This window comes from Flavobacterium sp. RSP46 (genome assembly GCF_003984825.1).
GTDB lineage: Bacteria > Bacteroidota > Bacteroidia > Flavobacteriales > Flavobacteriaceae > Flavobacterium.
Genome location: NZ_RYDM01000002.1, coordinates 135,356 through 151,711, shown reverse-complemented (window position 1 = coordinate 151,711; position 16,356 = coordinate 135,356). Strand labels below are relative to the sequence as shown.

General features: G+C 33.6%; 16 protein-coding genes, 1 tRNA gene and 1 pseudogene. 10 read left to right on the top strand and 8 right to left on the bottom strand.

Going from position 1 to position 16,356, the window contains the following annotated elements:
* Positions 1-60 precede the first annotated feature (60 nt).
* Both EKM01_RS04980 and EKM01_RS04975 read right to left on the bottom strand, forming a co-directional pair.
* Positions 61-1,341: a glucose-1-phosphate adenylyltransferase gene (locus EKM01_RS04980; RefSeq protein WP_126451441.1), complete on the bottom strand. Its 1,281-nt coding sequence runs from the start codon at positions 1,339-1,341 to the stop codon at positions 61-63.
* Complete coding sequence (locus tag EKM01_RS04975) at positions 1,338-2,759, bottom strand: glycogen synthase (RefSeq protein ID WP_126767168.1); 1,422 nt, start codon at positions 2,757-2,759, stop codon at positions 1,338-1,340. Before EKM01_RS04975 ends, EKM01_RS04980 begins: the two co-directional genes overlap by 4 nt.
* 153 nt (positions 2,760-2,912) lie before the next feature.
* Between EKM01_RS04975 and EKM01_RS04970 the strand changes: the two genes are divergently transcribed.
* The gene (locus EKM01_RS04970; RefSeq protein WP_126555815.1) at positions 2,913-3,779 is read left to right on the top strand and encodes an alpha/beta fold hydrolase; all 867 of its coding nucleotides are present in this window, start codon (positions 2,913-2,915) and stop codon (positions 3,777-3,779) included.
* A 38-nt stretch (positions 3,780-3,817) separates the two neighbouring features.
* The gene (gene msrB / locus EKM01_RS04965) at positions 3,818-4,207 is read left to right on the top strand and encodes a peptide-methionine (R)-S-oxide reductase MsrB (protein WP_126514806.1); all 390 of its coding nucleotides are present in this window, start codon (positions 3,818-3,820) and stop codon (positions 4,205-4,207) included.
* Positions 4,208-4,678: 471 nt separating this feature from the next.
* Here msrB and EKM01_RS04960 read toward each other — a convergent pair whose 3' ends face one another.
* On the bottom strand, positions 4,679-6,301 hold the full coding sequence (locus EKM01_RS04960; RefSeq protein WP_126767166.1) for an amidase: 1,623 nt from the start codon (positions 6,299-6,301) through the stop codon (positions 4,679-4,681).
* Between the two features lie 267 nt (positions 6,302-6,568).
* On the opposite strand from EKM01_RS04960, the gene EKM01_RS04955 reads away from it, so the two are divergent.
* The 5 genes and pseudogenes from EKM01_RS04955 to EKM01_RS04935 all read left to right on the top strand — a co-directional run bounded on the left by EKM01_RS04955 (position 6,569) and on the right by EKM01_RS04935 (position 9,231).
* Positions 6,569-6,814, top strand: a complete 246-nt coding sequence (locus EKM01_RS04955) for a hypothetical protein (RefSeq protein ID WP_126561604.1) — start codon at positions 6,569-6,571, stop codon at positions 6,812-6,814.
* Between the two features lie 173 nt (positions 6,815-6,987).
* The gene (locus tag EKM01_RS04950; protein WP_126561605.1) at positions 6,988-7,428 is read left to right on the top strand and encodes a KTSC domain-containing protein; all 441 of its coding nucleotides are present in this window, start codon (positions 6,988-6,990) and stop codon (positions 7,426-7,428) included.
* Between the two features lie 369 nt (positions 7,429-7,797).
* Positions 7,798-8,571: a DUF4369 domain-containing protein gene (locus tag EKM01_RS04945; protein ID WP_126767163.1), complete on the top strand. Its 774-nt coding sequence runs from the start codon at positions 7,798-7,800 to the stop codon at positions 8,569-8,571.
* A gap of 18 nt (positions 8,572-8,589) precedes the next feature.
* Positions 8,590-8,976: pseudogene (locus tag EKM01_RS04940) on the top strand (TlpA family protein disulfide reductase); the annotation flags it as partial.
* A gap of 174 nt (positions 8,977-9,150) precedes the next feature.
* Positions 9,151-9,231, top strand: a tRNA-Tyr gene (locus EKM01_RS04935).
* Positions 9,232-9,349: 118 nt separating this feature from the next.
* On the opposite strand, the gene EKM01_RS04930 is transcribed toward EKM01_RS04935, so the two are convergent.
* Together EKM01_RS04930 and EKM01_RS04925 are read right to left on the bottom strand one after the other, a co-directional pair.
* Positions 9,350-10,036, bottom strand: coding sequence for an SIMPL domain-containing protein (locus tag EKM01_RS04930; RefSeq protein WP_126459784.1), 687 nt, complete (start codon positions 10,034-10,036; stop codon positions 9,350-9,352).
* A gap of 50 nt (positions 10,037-10,086) precedes the next feature.
* Positions 10,087-10,725: a rhomboid family intramembrane serine protease gene (locus tag EKM01_RS04925; RefSeq protein WP_126459787.1), complete on the bottom strand. Its 639-nt coding sequence runs from the start codon at positions 10,723-10,725 to the stop codon at positions 10,087-10,089.
* Between the two features lie 114 nt (positions 10,726-10,839).
* Between EKM01_RS04925 and EKM01_RS04920 the strand changes: the two genes are divergently transcribed.
* A complete protein-coding gene (locus tag EKM01_RS04920) occupies positions 10,840-11,709 on the top strand; it encodes a lysophospholipid acyltransferase family protein (RefSeq protein ID WP_126576247.1) in 870 nt (289 codons plus the stop codon).
* Between the two features lie 85 nt (positions 11,710-11,794).
* Here the strand turns inward: EKM01_RS04920 and EKM01_RS04915 are convergent, their stop codons facing one another.
* On the bottom strand, positions 11,795-13,282 hold the full coding sequence (locus EKM01_RS04915; protein ID WP_126562165.1) for an aminotransferase class V-fold PLP-dependent enzyme: 1,488 nt from the start codon (positions 13,280-13,282) through the stop codon (positions 11,795-11,797).
* A 167-nt stretch (positions 13,283-13,449) separates the two neighbouring features.
* Between EKM01_RS04915 and EKM01_RS04910 the strand changes: the two genes are divergently transcribed.
* Positions 13,450-13,866: a DM13 domain-containing protein gene (locus EKM01_RS04910; protein WP_126555800.1), complete on the top strand. Its 417-nt coding sequence runs from the start codon at positions 13,450-13,452 to the stop codon at positions 13,864-13,866.
* Between the two features lie 10 nt (positions 13,867-13,876).
* On the top strand, positions 13,877-14,779 hold the full coding sequence (locus EKM01_RS04905; RefSeq protein WP_126743216.1) for a hypothetical protein: 903 nt from the start codon (positions 13,877-13,879) through the stop codon (positions 14,777-14,779).
* 98 nt (positions 14,780-14,877) lie between these two features.
* Here EKM01_RS04905 and EKM01_RS04900 read toward each other — a convergent pair whose 3' ends face one another.
* Together EKM01_RS04900 and EKM01_RS04895 are read right to left on the bottom strand one after the other, a co-directional pair.
* Positions 14,878-15,468, bottom strand: coding sequence for a porin family protein (locus EKM01_RS04900; RefSeq protein ID WP_126767161.1), 591 nt, complete (start codon positions 15,466-15,468; stop codon positions 14,878-14,880).
* 26 nt (positions 15,469-15,494) lie between these two features.
* The gene (locus EKM01_RS04895; protein ID WP_126767158.1) at positions 15,495-16,268 is read right to left on the bottom strand and encodes a membrane metalloprotease; all 774 of its coding nucleotides are present in this window, start codon (positions 16,266-16,268) and stop codon (positions 15,495-15,497) included.
* Between the last annotated feature and the right edge of the window lie 88 nt (positions 16,269-16,356).

Here is a 16,356-nt window from a genome sequence, read left to right as displayed (position 1 = left end):
TGTATGCTTCTGCTTTGTGTAAAAATCAGAATATTAGTGTAAGAAAAACAGTTTTTAGGGTTACTTAATAATGTAATTATCTGGTATAACTGCTCCTTTTTTGATAACAACAATTCCATCTTTTATGGCATACAACTCATTAGAAAAATCTTCTAGATGGTTTCCACCATTGATATATACATCATTACCAATTCTGCAGTTTTTATCCACGAGAGCATTACTTATAAAACATCTTTCCCCAATTCCAACCAATTGTCTGTCGCTTTTAAGATCTTCATTCATATCATCAATATTCTGATAGAAATCATTACCCATTACGTAGCTGTTTTGAATGATAGTTCCCTCCCCTATTCTGGATCGAATACCAATTACAGAACGATTAATTTCTTTGGCATTCAAAATGCAACCTTCTGAAATCAATGATTTATCAACCATTGTTTTTTGGAATTTTGATGGCGGCAATAATCTTGGTCTGGTATAAATTTTATTAGTATCATCAAATAAATTAAATTTTGGCAAGTCATCCGTAAGTCCAATATTCGCTTCAAAAAAGGAATCTATATTACCAATATCCGTCCAGTATCCTTCATATTGATAACTTAAAATCTTTCTGTGGCCTACCGCTTGCGGAATAATTTCTTTGCCAAAATCTTTGGTTTCTTTATTGGACATGATATCGACCAACAGTTTTTTGTTAAAAATGTAGATTCCCATCGAAGCCAAGTAATTTTTTCCTTCACTTTTCATTTGTTCACTCACATCCGATTCCCAATCCGGTAATAATTCCTTCGCTGGTTTTTCGATAAAGGATTCAATACAGCTTTCGGAGTTTGTTTTTAATATCCCAAATTCAGGCGCATCTTTAGCATTTACTGGCAAAGTAGCAATAGAGATATCAGCTTCGTTCTTAATGTGTTCTTCTAACATATCGTTGAAATCCATTTGGTACAACTGATCTCCGGAAAGTATCAACGCATAATCGAAATCATGGTTTAAGAAATGAGGCATACATTGTCTTACGGCATCGGCAGTCCCTTGAAACCAGGTTGGATTATCAGGAGTTTGTTCAGCAGCAAGAATATCAACAAAGGCATGGCTAAAAATACTAAAGTTATAGGTGTTTTTTATGTGTGCATTCAGGGAAGCCGAATTAAATTGTGTCAATACAAACATTCTGTAAATATCTGAATTCATACAATTTGAAATAGGAATATCAACCAATCGGTATTTTCCTCCTATTGGTACAGCTGGTTTTGATCGTGATTCTGTCAAGGGATACAATCTTGAACCTTGTCCTCCACCTAAAATAATTGCAATAACATTTTTCTTTTTGGGTTTCATTTCTTGTTGCTTATTAGTTTGTACATTTCTATATATTCCTGACAAACACGCTCCCATGAATGGTCTGTGTTCATTCCTATTTTTCTAATTTTGTTCAGATGTTCTTTATCATCATATAAATTGACGGCTCTTTGAATAGAATAACAAACATCACCAACTGTGGCCTGATCGTGGCAAATTCCGTTTCCGTCATCGCCAAAATCAACAACTGTGTCTCTTAACCCACCAGTTCGTCTCACAATGGGAATTGTTCCGTAGCGCAACGAATACATTTGGTTTAAACCGCAAGGCTCTACTCTGGAAGGCATTAATAAAAAATCAGAACCGGCGTAAATCAAGTGTGCTAATTCTTCATTATAACCAATAAACGTATTGTAATTTCCTTTGTAATCTTGTAGCAAAGTATTCAATTGTTTTTCAATAATTGTACTTCCGGATCCTAAAATCAAAATATTAATTTGTTGATAATTCTCAGATAAAGCAAGAGCTGCGGCTGGTGGTAATAAATCCCCTCCTTTTTCTTCTAATAATCTTCCAATAAAACTAAAAAGTGGTTTTGTTGGATCTAAATTAAAGAGTTTGCATAATTTTTCTTTATTTTCCTGTTTTCCTTTTTCAAAATTTTTAATCGAATAGTTTTTTTCTATCATCGCGTCTTTTTCCGGATCCCAAACTTCAATATCAATTCCGTTCAAAATCCCTTTAGACTTATACCGAACCAAATTAAATAGTGATTCCAGACCATTTGCTGAATAGTTGATTTCATTTAGATAATTTGGAGAAACTGTGGTAACAGCCCAAGCACATTTTATGGCTACTGCCAATGAATTAATGCAATTATCCCATTCTAAAATATTTACGTGAGCCAAATCAAATTCGGGTAAATAATATAATTTATTAAACCCAAACTGCCCTTGGTATAAACCATTATGAATGGTAATCATGGAAGGAATATTTCGTAATTTTTCGTATTTGTGACAATACAACATCATAAATGGAATCATACCTGTATGATGATCGTGACAATTAATGACATCAGCAACTTCGCTTCTGCCTGTAATCCAATCCAAAGTGGCGATCTGGAAAGACAAAAAACGTTCAATATCATCTTCGTAACCATACACGTCTTTCCTGTTGAATAAATCCGGAATGTCAACCAAATACAATTCAAATCCTAGTTGGTCTGTTTTTTCTTTTAGAATACTATACGGAAAATTAAAATTTCCAAGTTTTACAGAACTCCAATGAACACATTCAAACTCATTTTCTTTTTTAAACTTTGTATCATAACAAGGTATTACAACCCTTACACGATGCTCTGCATTGTTTTGATATTTTGGTAATGCGCCAACTACATCAGCTAAACCTCCTACTTTTGCAACAGGATAACACTCTGCACTGATATGAAATATTTCCATGTATGAACTTTTGATATTTTTAATTAATTTTAACCCCTATTTTAGTCTTTTATATAAATACGCCTGAAAACTTTCTAAAAAATACTACTTTTATGTTTTTCTAAATTTACTAAAAAAATTATAATATAATAACCTGCTTGAAAATTTATTAAAATGACAAAAAAGTCTTCTAATCATACCCAATCATTGAAAATTCCTAAAATTATTTTATTAACCAGTAAATTAATCTCTTTTATTTCACCAAAACTAATTACATTATTTGCAGCTAAACTGTTTACTACACCCATAAAACATAAGATTCCAAAAAGAGAGTTAGAAATGGATCGAAATAGTATACAAAAATTAATTTCAATTCCGGCAATTGGCAAAGAAGTTGTTGTGTATGAATATGGAAAAAGTGACAAGAAAATTTTATTAGTTCATGGTTGGTCAGGACGTGGAACTCAATTATTCAAAATAGCGGATGAATTGCTTAAAGCCGGATATTCTACGATCAGTTTTGATGCTCCTGCACATGGAAAATCACCTGGAAAAACGACTATTATGGTCGACTTTATTGATACAATTTTAGAAATAGAGAAGCAATTTGGGCCCTTTGAAGCAGCTATTGGTCATTCATTAGGAGGAATGTCCGTTTTGAACGCCATAAAAAAAGGTTTAAAAGTAAATCATGCCGTAGTGATTGGCAGTGGTGATGTTGTAGAAGATATTATAGATGATTTTGTGGCAAAATTACAATTAAAACCAAGTGTAAGTACTCTTTTGCGTTTGCATTTCGAAAAAAAATACGGAGAAAAAATGAATAGTTATTCTGCTTTTTTGGCTGCAAAAGAAACAGCGATTCCTATTTTAGTAATACATGATAACCTTGATCCTGAAGTTCCCGTAAAGGCTGGAATTCACATTCATAAATATTTAAAAAATGGAGAGTTACTATTAACAGACGGATTAGGACATAGAAAGATTCTAGGCAACCTTAAAGTAATTGAAAAAACAGTTCAATTCATCCAAAATAAATAATTGAAATACAACACTATACAATTAATAAAAAAATAATCATGAAATATCCTTTAGAAAAAACAGAACAAGAATGGAAAGAAAAATTAGGAGCAGAACGGTATAGAATTCTTCGACAAAAAGGAACTGAATACCCACATACTGGAACTTATAACTTACATTACGAAAAAGGAACCTATTGCTGTGGTGCCTGCGGTGAATCTTTGTTCGAAAGCAACTCTAAATTTGATGCCCATTGCGGTTGGCCTTCATTTGACGAATCCATTCCTGGAAAAGTAGAATATATTTCTGATGTAACACTTGGTATGAAACGCACTGAAATCCTTTGTGCTAATTGTGGCAGCCATTTAGGACACGTTTTTGATGACGGACCTACAAAAACCGGACAACGCTATTGCGTGAATTCTTTATCAGTGGACTTCAAAGAATAGTGATACGGATTTATTTGAAAATGCAACGGAATGGGATAAAAATTTAGAATCATTATAACAAATAAGTAATAACCATGGTATAATGTCGTATTTTAAAATCAGGATAAAATTACGTAACAATCTGATTTAAAGCTGTTTTACTTAAAGTTAATTCTTTTGACTTTACGACTTTTAAACTTTCGACTTACTTATATAGGCAAAAAACATCCGTTGGAGTTAGAGTAGTGCCCAGAATTTGATTAATCCCAGAATCCGAATACGGAATCAAAGCTGAGAAACAACTCTTGCAAGTTTTACCAAAAGAAATTTGGGGCGAAATTAGGATGGCTATTTCCTTTTGAGGAAGAGAAATTTCTAAGCCTCAGCCCAAATGTCCGGAATAACCGATTAATTCCATTTGTCAGTATTATAAAAAAAATAAAAGGGTAAAAAGTAATTCACCCTTTTACCCTTTTAAATACCTATAAAATATTATAAAAAAGAAGGTTTAAGTCCCGGTTTTATTCTCTTTTTAGATACTTGTTCATACGCATAGCCCAATCCTATTAATTTCCCTTCTGTATACGGCATACCAAAAAATGATAAACCAACCGGCAAATCATAAGCCAGTCCGCAAGGAACTGTAATATGTGGATAGCCACTTGCTGCAGCAGGAGAAGTTAAAGAATATCCTCCCCAACGATCTCCGTAGATCATATCAATACTGCAAGCAGGTCCCATGGTGATTCCACAAATAGCGTCTAATTTATTTTCTTTAAAAACTGTATTTAGCACACTTTTACTTCCTTCGAAACTTACGGTTAATGCTTCCAGATATTTTTTGTCCTCTAATCCTTTTTTAGCATTAGAACTTTCTAATGTTTCTTGCTTAAAATACGGCATTGCTTTATCTTCATTAGCAGTATTAAAATCGATAACATCTTTCAAACTTTTTACTTTTGCATTGGCTGTAGCCAAATAGGTATTCAATCCATCTTTAAATTCATATTGTAAAACTTCGAATTCGGCCTGACCCAAAGCATTAATTTTCTCCAAATAGTCAATTTCGATAATAATAGCCCCTTGTTTTTTTAGCAGGTTGACAGCAGCATCTAAAAGTGCATTAATGTATTTATTATTTCCTTGTGGCTTTTTTTCAATACCAATACGCTTACCTTTCAAAGCATTTTTATCTAAAAAAGTTGTATAATCCTTCTGTGCTTTCCCTTTACTTTCAATGGTTACAGTATCATCTTGGTCTACAGCAGCAATTACGCCTAATAAAATAGCAGCATCCGTTACGGTTCTGGCCATTGGACCAGCCGTATCTTGTGTTTTTGAAATTGGAATAATCCCAGATCGACTAACCAGACCTACAGTAGGTTTAATCCCTACAACTCCGTTTACCGAAGCTGGACAAACAATAGAACCATCCGTTTCTGTCCCAACAGCAACAACACAAAGATTGGCTGAGACTGCTGCTCCTGAACCAGCACTGGAACCGCACGGATTATGATCTAAAATATAGGGGTTTTTAGTCTGACCGCCTCTACTGCTCCAACCGGAACAGGATTGGGTCGAACGAAAATTAGCCCATTCACTCAAATTTGTTTTTCCAATGATTACTGCACCGGCTTCTCTGAGTTTTTTAACGACAAAAGCATCTTTTGAAGCACTATTTCCTGCCATTGCCAGAGATCCAGCCGTGGTTAGCATTTTATCCGCTGTGTCTATGTTGTCTTTTATTAAAACGGGGATTCCATGCAAAGGACCTCTGCTTTTACCAGCTTTTAACTCTTTATCCAGTGCAACAGCGATAGCCAGTGCATCTGGATTGACTTCGATGACGGAATGCAATTGAGGCCCATTGGTATCAATAGCTTCAATCCGTTTTAAGTATAATTGTACTAATTGTTCCGAAGTATATTTGCCAGAAGTTAATTTCTCCCTTACACTGCTGATGGTTTCTTCGTCTAGTTCAAAAACGGCATTGAAATCTTCAACAGATACTGAATCTTCATTTTTTTTGGTACCGGAGGTACAGCCTGTAATCAAAAGTGTAGTTAAACCTGCGGAAGCAAGTGTTGCTGTAGTTAAAAAAGATCTTCTTTTCATAGATTGCCAAATAAATATTTATATACTATTAATTTCGTTAACATTGAATACTATCTGGAAATAGATGCATTCAATTAAAATCCTAAATTAGTTTTTTTTTGATAAAATCAGTTCATTATTAAATGAAACAAAAGTTAAAGTTTGAAATGGAACAAAATTGGAATAAAAAACCAGAATACTAAAACCAATTGAGCCAAGCTAAATTGTAGCAATACATTTAATAATTGATTAACTTTGCCAAATAGAATTATTTAAAATCAAATTGATATGACAAAGTCTTCACAAGAACAAATGCTGCAAAAAGGAGTTTATACAGGAATTATGGAAAAAGATGAAAATAACAATTTTTTTTGTGGTGCCTATCTTCTGGACTATAAAATGGCTCAAAAACACAGTATTGGAGATTGGATTACGATAAAATCAATCATCGAAAATCCGAGTGATATCAGTTATAATAAATATCCAAAAAAATCCAAAAATTTCGATAAAGCAAACAATAAGCCCCAACAATAAAACTTTTTCAGTTTTTTATTCCTTAAATCTATTGTTTCAGAATACTTTTTTCGGAAAATTTATTGGTCTGAAACCAAAAAAATAAAAAAAAGTGTACCTTTGCAAAAAATTTGTCGCTTTTTGAAATCAAATCACATTGGTTTTATAGTAAAAGACAAGTAGTTACCTTATTTATGAAAAAAATAGTTGAATACCGCAAACTGCTAAATGTAGACAAAACTGCAGAGCTGAAAGATTTGAAAACGATATATCGTAATGCGATGAAAGAAGCGCATCCTGATAAATTTCAAGGAGATGAAACTGGTTTAAAAGCAGCTGAAGAAAACAGTAAAAAAATTATTGAAGCTTATCATTTCTTAGTGAGTATCAATCCTGAAACTCTAAAACAAAACTTACCGGAATACACTGAAACTATTGCAACTGCAAAAATTTCAGACTATAAGTTCGTAGAAGGACGATTGATCATCAATTTTTCAAATGGAAGTGTTTACGAATACATTAGTGTGCCTAAAGCTACTTACGTAAAAATGGTAAATGCTGAATCTCCTGGAAGATTTGCAAAAAGACACATCCTGAATTCCTTTACTTGGAGAAAAACAATCAATCAAGATTAATTTTTTTTAAGTCCAAAATAAAAAAGCATCCTTCAAAAAAAGGATGTTTTTTTATTTTGGACTTGTCCCGTTCTGAAATAGCAATATACAAACGCCTGCTTGCAAAACCTAAATAACTCGTCTAGAAAGTGTTTTAAATCCCATTATTCGCTATTTTTTTATAAATCTTAATTGAAAAAAAATTGATTGTCCCAAAACACATCATGATTAAAAGGTTTTATATTCAAAGAAGGAAGTAAAATAACTACTTGTAAAATAAATGCTAAATCCTAATTAAGAATGAAAAATAATAACAAAAATTTAGGTTGTAAAATTATATATCAATTAAAAATTTAAATACTTTTGCACTCTTAACTTAACTAATTAATAATGAAAAAAATAATTTTATTACTTTCGGCTGCTGTTGTTTTACTATCTTGTAGCAAAGTTGGCAAAGATGAATACATTATTTCAGGGACTGCAACAGGAATTGAAAATGGTAAAACAATTATCTTAGAAACACAAGATGCAAATGGCATGGGACTTATTGCTAAGGATACCGTAAAAGTTGAAAACGGTAAATTTGAGATGAAAGGAATTATTACAGAGCCATCGTTTTATACAATCCAATTAGAAGGGGCTCAGGCTAAAATACCTTTCATATTAGAAAATGGAGAAGTAACAATCGCTATAAATAAAGACAGTATTCAAAAATCTAAAGTTTCAGGAACGTATAACAATGATGAATACGCAACCTTCAACGAGGAAATCACTAAAGTTCAAAAGAAACTAATGGATTTCCAAAACAAAAACATGCAAGCAATGGAAGCTGCTCAACAAAGCAAGGACACGGCTGTGATCAATAATTTGATGCAGGAATTTTCTAAACTTCAAGAAGAAGTTGGTATTGCTTCAAAAGCAAAGTATTTAGCGTATGCTGAAACACATCCTAAATCTTTTATTTCAGCGCTAATAATCCAAGGAATGTTAAACGATCCTAGTGCTGATGTTGCAAAATCTGAAAAGTTATACAACAGTTTAGAAGAAGCATTGAAAAAAACAAAGCCTGGAATTGCTATCAAAACCAGACTAGCTGAAATGAAATCACCGGCTGCTGTAGGCGCTACCGCTCCAGCTACTGCTCCAACTACTGATGGTAAATGAAGAGCAGATTTTTCAGGCCCTAATCCTCAAGGGAAAATAATTTCTCTGAAAGAAAGTTTAGGAAAAGTAACAATAGTTGATTTTTGGGCATCATGGTGTGGGCCGTGTCGTCAAGAAAATCCAAATGTTGTGGCCATCTATAAAGAGTTACACAGTAAGGGTCTTAATATTATTGGTGTTTCTTTAGATAAAGATGCCAAAGCCTGGAAAGAAGCCATTGCTAAAGACAAGTTGACCTGGAATCAGGTTTCAAATTTGAAATTTTGGGACGAACCAATTGCTGCTTTGTATAAAGTAGAATCTATACCTGCCACTTTTATCCTGGATGCATCCGGAAATGTTGTGGCTAAAGATTTAAGAGGAGATGCCCTTAGAGCCAAAATAATTGAGCTTTTAGAACAATAAACACCTTATATCGTACAAATAAAAAAAATCTCCCTAGTGGAGATTTTTTTATTTTATTCAATACCAATGCTTTAAAAATAATAGTAAAATTAAGTACTAATATAGTTTGGAAACTTGAAAACAGTTTTTATATTTGCATCCGGTTAGCACAATAAGCACTGCTTATTGAGTCTTGGGGAGATACTCAAGCGGCCAACGAGGGCAGACTGTAAATCTGCTGTGTAAACTTCGCAGGTTCGAATCCTGCTCTCCCCACAAAACTCTTCAAGCGATTGAAGAGTTTTTTTTTGCATACTACTGTTGTGAATTAATCCAAAAAAAATCCTAGCAAATTGATATTTTGAACGGAATTTTTTAATACTTGCAGCTTCTTCTATTCTAAAATAAAACTTACCGTTACATTAGCCGTAATGTTGATTTCGCCTACCGCCATCGTTTCTCTTGAAACTCTAGTATCGCTCATTTCCATTTTCATGGCAGCATACATTGGTTGTGGGCTATAATTTTGTGAATTATCTGATATGATCATAGCACGTCCTACTTTTTGTCCTAATACTGAAACATAATCTTCTGCTTTTAATTTAGCCTCTTTCATCGCTAATTTTCTAGCCTCAGATTGATATTGGGCCAACTTAGAAGATTCAAACACAACAGTATCAATTCTATTAATCCCTTCGTCAACTAAACCTTCCATCAATTCATCATATTTTGATAAATCCTTCAATACAATTTCGATTGTTTGTGTTGCATTATAGCTGTGTTTCTTTTTTTCGTAATCGTATTGTGGGTTCAACGAAACACGTTGCGTTTTATAATCTGCAGGAGCCAAGTTCATTTTTTTGATGAACTTAAGCACAGCTTCAATCTTTTGATCATTTTGCTTTTTGACGTCTTTGGCATTATTCCCTTTTGTTTCAACAGTCACCGTTATACTTGCTTGATCCGGAACAACCTTTACTTTTCCTTCGCCACTTACGCTTATTTGAGGAACTTGTTTGATTTCTTGCCCGTAGGACACTGAAATAAATAAAATAGACAAGATTAATAGTGCTTTTTTCATTTTTTTATCATTTAATTGTTTGTGTTAACTTCTTTTCAAAAGTTGTGCCATTATAATTTTCCCATTTTTGCCATTACGAACAGGATAATTATAGGAATGGCTAATAAAACTGCCATTAAAGCATGATCCACTAATAACTGTGGCTCGTTGACAAGTGTAATCAAATAACCGCCAACAGCGCCTCCAAAATGGGCGGTATGACCTATATTATCATTCTTAGCTTTCATTCCGTAGATTGAATACAATAAATAAAGGATTCCAAAGATATAAGCAGGCATTGGGATAATAAAGAAGATTCCCAACATCATGTCTGGCTGTAACAATATGGCCGAATATAAAACCCCTGTTACGGCTCCAGAAGCACCTACAGCTCTATACCCGTAATCATTTTTATGAAACAATACCGTCAATAAACTTCCAAAAATTAAACTTCCAAAATACACCAGTATAAATGAAAAACTCCCTAAATAACTGATGACTACCGGTGCAAAAAACCACAGTGTCAGCATATTAAAAATCAAATGAGTCATATCTGCGTGAAGAAAACCAGACGATAACAACCGTATTTGTTCGCCTGCACGAATACTTCCAATATGGAATTCATATTTTCTAAAAAAAGAAAGGTCATTAAAACCTTTGTAACTAATCAAAACATTTACAACAATTATTGCTATTAAAATGGTATTCATAAAGTATGTTTATTGTGAATTGTAAAGATAGTCTTTCTCAAATACCATCTTGTATGCAGTCCAAATTTATATCAATCTATATTTTTGCCTTATATTTGTCAAAAAAAATACGGCATGCAATTTCTTATTTTCATCTTAATCATTCCCTTTTTGTGGGTCATTTCTATTCTTCCTTTTCGGATTTTATACTGGTTTTCGGATTGTATCTATTTGATTGTATATTATATTATAGGGTATCGAAAAAAAACAGTTAGAGAAAATTTAGCCCTTACTTTTCCTAATCTGAGTTTCAAGGAGCGTCTTATTATCGAAAAAAAATCCTATCACCATTTGTGTGATATGTTCCTGGAAATGATAAAAACCATGACTATTTCAGCTGCTGAAATGAACCGACGATTTGTAATAACAAATATTGAACTGGTTAAAGAATATGAGGATAAAGGGAAAAGCACTGTATTATTAGCCTCCCATTATGCAAGTTGGGAATGGTTATTATCTGTAAATGAAAAAACAATATTTAAAGGAATAGGCGTTTATAAAAAAATTGCCAATAAATACTTTGATAAATTACTACGAGATATTCGATCCAAATACAATGCAGAATTAGTCGAAACAAAAAGAGCGATCCCGTTGATGGCAGAAAATCAACAAAAAGAAATATTATTCATGTATGGCTTAGCCAGCGACCAATCCCCAAAACTAGATCGAGCCTTTCACTGGGATACATTTATGGGCATTGAAGTTCCAGTGCATACCGGAGCTGAAATGCTGGCCAAACGATACGATCTCAATGTCCTTTTTGTAAAAGTAAAAAAAGTAAAAAGAGGATTTTATGAAGCTACTTTTGTCCCTATAACAGATGATCCAAAATCCATTCCCGATTTTGAAATCACCAATACTTTTTTACGGGAAGTAGAAAAACAAATTCTGGAAGCTCCTGAATATTATTTTTGGACGCATAAACGATGGAAACACAGACGGTAGTAATTCGTATTCAGAAAAAAATCACACATTAGAAACAATAGCGTTTATGATATGTGATTTTTTTAGTTTCTTAAAACAGCAACTTCTATAAAGAAAACCAGTTTTTTACCAATTCATCTTCTAAATGGCGTGTATTTTTATTTATAAACTCATTTGTAGCCGAATTATAATCATAATCCAAAGCCCAAATTTTATGCTTTTCAGCCAATGCTTTTATTGCGTTACACACAAATTCAATTTCGGCATTTGTAGTTGTAGGATGAATAGACATTCTGATCCAACCTGGTTTTCTGATTAAATCCCCCAAAGTAATTTCGTCAATTAATTTGTGTGAGGTTTCCTGATCCACATGCAATAAAAAATGTCCGTATGTTCCGGCACAACTACACCCGCCACGGGTTTGTATTCCAAATTTATCATTCAATAACTTTACCCCTAAATTAAAATGTAATTCTTCTATAAAAAAAGAAATAACCCCTAACCTGTCGTGATGCTGCCCTGCAAGGATTTTAATATTAGAAACCGCTCCTATCTCTGAGAAAATATAATCCACAATTTCATGCTCTCTCTTCAAGATATTCTCAATTCCCATTTGCTCTTTCAATTGAACCGCCAGTGCAATTTTTATAACCTGAAGAAAACCAGGAGTTCCTCCATCTTCTCTATCTTCAATATTATCAATATACTTGTGCTCTCCCCAAGGATTGGTCCAGCTTACCGTTCCTCCTCCAGGATTATCAGGTATTAAATTTTGATATAGCTTTTTATTAAAAATTAACACCCCGGAGGTTCCAGGTCCTCCCAAAAATTTATGAGGCGAAAAAAAAATGGCATCCAATTGATTTTCAATGTCTTCCGGATGCATATCAATTTTTACATATGGTCCAGAACAAGCAAAATCAACAAAACAAAGTCCGTTGTTTTGATGCATTCTTTTTGCCACTTCATGATACGGTGTTTTAATTCCCGTTACGTTTGAACAAGAAGTTATTGACGCTATTTTGAAAGGTCGCTCTTTGTACTTTTTCAATGCTATTTCTAAATTCTCCATACTGAACAATCCGTCTTCAGTAGAGGGAATTACTACAACATCAGCAATAGTTTCTAGCCAAGACGTTTGATTGGAATGGTGTTCCATGTGAGAAATAAAAACAACTGGTCTTTTTTCGGGTGGGATGGTAATAAAATCTTTCAGGTTTTCGGGTACTTTCAAACCTAGAATTCGTTGAAATTTATTGACTACACCTGTCATTCCTGTTCCATCAGTAATCAAAATATCATCACTGCCGGCATGCACATGGTGTTTGATAATATGGCGCGCTTGATGGTATGCTTTAGTCATGGCAGTTCCCGAAACGGTAGTTTCAGTATGAGTATTGGCTACAAAAGGGCCAAAATCATTCATTAATTTTTCTTCAATAGGACGATACAAACGACCACTGGCGGTCCAATCCGTGTATATAATTTTTTTTGGTCCGTAAGGTGACTCAAATTCTTGATCAATTCCAATTATATTTTTACGAAACTGTTGAAAATATTGTTCTAATTGGGTGGGTACTTCTTTAGTTATCATAGAATTCCTGATTTGAGTTCAAAGGTATTATTTTTTTGCAGAAAAAATATTTTCAGTTTATGGAAAGTGGATTCTAGTGTTTTTAATCTTCTCTTAAATGTAAAGTAGCTGACAAAGTTTAATTTACATTCCTTATACATTTGAATAATCAATAACCAATCCTGATTATGAAAAAAATTTTTATACTCCCACTATTTATTTTACTGCTCTCCTGCGAAGTGGAAGGAGATTTGACGCGTGATCCAGCTATACAAGCCTCACTTCCTGAAAATAGTACATCTGCATTTACTGGAGATTTTATGCCTACATCAGGCATTAAGGTTTCAGGTTCAGCCAAAGTGTATTTGAATACCAATCAAAATGAAGTACGCTTGGACAATTTTAGTATTTCCAATGGCCCGGATTTAAAAGTATATTTATCTAAAACCGCTGCCCCTTCAGATTTTGTGAATTTAGGAAATTTAACCTCGTCAACAGTATATGCAATTCCTCCTCAAGTAAATATTAGTGATTATAAATATGTGCTGATTCATTGTCAGCAATACAGTCATCTTTTTGCAGTAGCGCAATTGTCTCAAAATTAAATTTATATCCATGAAAAAAACAATAATAATTGTACTCGTTGGGCTGTTTTCAGGCTTTAGTTCTTATTCTCAAGGATGCAGTGACGCAGGGATTTGTTCGATAGGAAACAGCTTTCAAAACTCAAAAACTGATTTCAAAAACGGTATAGAAATAGGAAATATTTTTGGCACCGGGGAAGCAGATCTAACTTATTTTTCATCCTATCTTACCTATACCAGAACAATAAACGAACGCTTTTCACTCAGTTCTAAAATCACTTATTCTGTAGCAAACGGCAGTTTTGGACAACGTGGTGCTTTTGGTGATGGCTATTTCATAGGCAACTATAACTGGAAAACTAAAACTACCGCAAAATGGAGCACTCTTATGGGTTTTAAAATACCTTTTACGAGTTCCAATCTAAAAATAAATGAATTTTCGCTTCCGTTAGACTACCAATCCAGTCTGGGAACTTTTGACCTTATTTTGGGTTTGAATCTTACTTATAAAAAATGGGATTTCAATACCGGGATACAGATTCCTGTTTTTAATAACAACAAAAATTCTTATTTTAAGGAGTTTTCAGACACGGATGATTTCCCGTCTACTAATTTATTTGAAAGAAAATCAGATGCTTTATTTAGAACTACCTACACCATTCAGCCCGCTAATACTAAATTTACCTTCAAACCTAATGTATTATTTCTTTATCATTTAGGCGAGGATAGTTTTGAAAATGCTTTTGGAAAAAGAGAAACCATACAAAATTCTGATGGACTCACCATCAATGGAAATTTGATTGGTTCTTATACTATTGATGCTAAAAATAGTATCGAATTATCATTGGCTGCCCCTTTTGTAATTCGGGAAGTAAGACCCGATGGACTTACAAGAGGTTTTACCGCCGGACTCATCTACAAAGTTTTGTTCTAAAAACAGGTGTAGTAAAGCCCTTTTCGTGAAATTTATTCAGAGTAAAATAAACAAAAAATGCCCAATATCTATTGGGCATTTCAACTGTTTTTTTTTAATTATAAATCAAATCCTAACGAAAACTGCAGTACTCGATTTTGTGCTTTTCCTTCCTCATAGATATCGCCCTTGCCTAAGTGATAGCGTACTCCTAAACTTATTCCGGAATCCGTTTTAAAACCTGCTCCAAAATTGACTCCCCAGTCAAAATTATTAGGTTCAAATTCTTGATTGGTATCAAATAAACTAAACCCACTGTTAAACTCCTCTCTATGAGAAATAGCCAATCCAATTTGAGGCCCCACTTCTAAAAAGAAATTTCTAGAAGGATAGGCTTTAAGCATCAATGGCAGGTTGATATAATTTAGCTTTTGTGTAAATGTCCCGCTACTATTCGTAATTATATATCCTTGTTGGGAATACAACAATTCTGGCTGAACAGAAAAACTATTGCTTATAAACGACTCTCCATAAACCCCCACATGAAAGCTATGACGTTGAGCTGTTTCAGCATTTCCGTCAAATTGTACTGAGGATAAACTATACCCTCCTTTTATTCCTCCAAAGGATTTATTATTCGATTTGTTTTGGGCATTCACAGCGAGGGTCATACCAAAAAGCATTACGAGTATTAATTTTTGTTTTTTCATCGATAAGTGTTTTTTAATGTATTCTATTATTTTCCCCCGTTCGCTCTAAGATCTGCAATACATTGTGCATCTAATTGTGGTGCTGTACCTCCTGAGACCATCTCTCCAATACCACTGCCTGTTTCTGCAGACCAAAACATTAAACACGTTTTTACATTACAATGCTTTGGGTGTTCCCCATCTTCATGGTTGCTTTGCATTGCCGTTCCTAAGTTTGTTAAGCCAAAAATATGTCCAAATTCGTGGGTGATGATAGTTGTTTCTAATACGCTTCTGCTGGGTTTAAAAGTGCTGTTGCTTAACCCATGAATTGTTTGTTCATAAATAACAAATGAAGTATTTCTATACGCCGTTCCTAAAACAACTCCGCTGCTTGTATTTCTAGCTGATTCTCCATCTGCAAAAAAGGCCCAAACGGCAATTTCATTTGAGGTATTGTATTTTGTTCGGTTTGTTTCTTCAATTGCTACAATTTCCTCATTGGTATACGGAGAAGTCCCTGGTGACGGGATCGATCTCAATACAATATTAATCCCATTGGGCTTATGTGTTCGTGCTTCCAGAAAAGCTACAAAATTATTTATTGCTATACTGGTTGGCTGAAAACCAGCAACATAAACCACTTCAATAACCATACTTTTAAACTTTTTATCTGATAATAAATCGTTTGCAGAACTACCTGTGGACTGTTTATTAGTAATGGGATCAACAGTCTCAATTTCTTCTGTTACATCATTTTCTTTTGAACAGGATACCAATAAGGCAAAACCTACGCACAGGATTACAAGTACTTTTTTCATTATTATCTATTTATATTAAAGTTTATTATTAAAAAACAGCTGCCTAAAAAGACAACTGTTTTTTGAGAAATTAAAAAAATTAAACCCA

Bases quoted from the DNA above. Each gene is read 5' to 3' on its own strand.
- EKM01_RS04980 (WP_126451441.1), bottom strand. From the start codon at position 1,341: ATGAAACCCAAAAAGAAAAATGTTATTGCAATTATTTTAGGTGGAGGA.
- EKM01_RS04975 (WP_126767168.1), bottom strand. From the start codon at position 2,759: ATGGAAATATTTCATATCAGTGCAGAGTGTTATCCTGTTGCAAAAGTA.
- EKM01_RS04925 (WP_126459787.1), bottom strand. From the start codon at position 10,725: ATGAATACCATTTTAATAGCAATAATTGTTGTAAATGTTTTGATTAGT.
- EKM01_RS04905 (WP_126743216.1), top strand. From the start codon at position 13,877: ATGAAAAAAACAATAATAATTGTACTCGTTGGGCTGTTTTCAGGCTTT.
- EKM01_RS04930 (WP_126459784.1), bottom strand. From the start codon at position 10,036: ATGAAAAAAGCACTATTAATCTTGTCTATTTTATTTATTTCAGTGTCC.
- EKM01_RS04910 (WP_126555800.1), top strand. From the start codon at position 13,450: ATGAAAAAAATTTTTATACTCCCACTATTTATTTTACTGCTCTCCTGC.
- EKM01_RS04915 (WP_126562165.1), bottom strand. From the start codon at position 13,282: ATGATAACTAAAGAAGTACCCACCCAATTAGAACAATATTTTCAACAG.
- EKM01_RS04900 (WP_126767161.1), bottom strand. From the start codon at position 15,468: ATGAAAAAACAAAAATTAATACTCGTAATGCTTTTTGGTATGACCCTC.
- EKM01_RS04960 (WP_126767166.1), bottom strand. From the start codon at position 6,301: ATGAAAAGAAGATCTTTTTTAACTACAGCAACACTTGCTTCCGCAGGT.
- EKM01_RS04920 (WP_126576247.1), top strand. From the start codon at position 10,840: ATGCAATTTCTTATTTTCATCTTAATCATTCCCTTTTTGTGGGTCATT.
- EKM01_RS04950 (WP_126561605.1), top strand. From the start codon at position 6,988: ATGAAAAAAATAGTTGAATACCGCAAACTGCTAAATGTAGACAAAACT.
- msrB (WP_126514806.1), top strand. From the start codon at position 3,818: ATGAAATATCCTTTAGAAAAAACAGAACAAGAATGGAAAGAAAAATTA.
- EKM01_RS04945 (WP_126767163.1), top strand. From the start codon at position 7,798: ATGAAAAAAATAATTTTATTACTTTCGGCTGCTGTTGTTTTACTATCT.
- EKM01_RS04955 (WP_126561604.1), top strand. From the start codon at position 6,569: ATGACAAAGTCTTCACAAGAACAAATGCTGCAAAAAGGAGTTTATACA.
- EKM01_RS04970 (WP_126555815.1), top strand. From the start codon at position 2,913: ATGACAAAAAAGTCTTCTAATCATACCCAATCATTGAAAATTCCTAAA.
- EKM01_RS04895 (WP_126767158.1), bottom strand. From the start codon at position 16,268: ATGAAAAAAGTACTTGTAATCCTGTGCGTAGGTTTTGCCTTATTGGTA.